At 67.4% G+C, this 347-nt stretch carries 1 protein-coding gene; it reads left to right on the top strand.

Going from position 1 to position 347, the window contains the following annotated elements; genetic code table 11:
- Positions 1 to 347, top strand: a 347-nt coding sequence (locus tag FLQ44_RS13475; RefSeq protein WP_147694806.1) for a DEAD/DEAH box helicase, incomplete at both ends; no start/stop codon positions are given.

The following is a 347-nucleotide window of genomic DNA, read 5'->3' as shown; positions in this document are numbered from 1 at the left end:
ACGACTGTCTGGTGCTGATGCCCACCGGCGGCGGCAAGTCGCTGTGCTACCAGCTGCCGGCGCTGCTGCGCGAGGGCGTCGGCGTGGTGATCTCACCGCTGATCGCGCTGATGCAGGACCAGGTGGAGGCCCTGCGCCAGCTTGGCGTGCGCGCGGCTTTCCTCAATTCCAGCCTGGATGCCGACACCGCCGCCGGCGTCGAGATGGATCTGCTGAACGGCGATCTCGACCTGCTCTACGTGGCGCCGGAGCGTCTGCTCACCGGACGTTTCCTGAGCCTGCTCGCACGGGTCAAGGTCGGCCTGTTCGCAATCGACGAAGCGCACTGCGTTTCGCAGTGGGGCCAC

The sequence above is a fragment of the Vogesella mureinivorans genome, from assembly GCF_007644035.1.
In the GTDB taxonomy this organism is placed as follows: Bacteria; Pseudomonadota; Gammaproteobacteria; order Burkholderiales; family Chromobacteriaceae; genus Vogesella; species Vogesella mureinivorans.
Note: the sequence above shows the minus strand (reverse complement) of the source record. Positions and strands in the feature narration are given on the sequence as shown.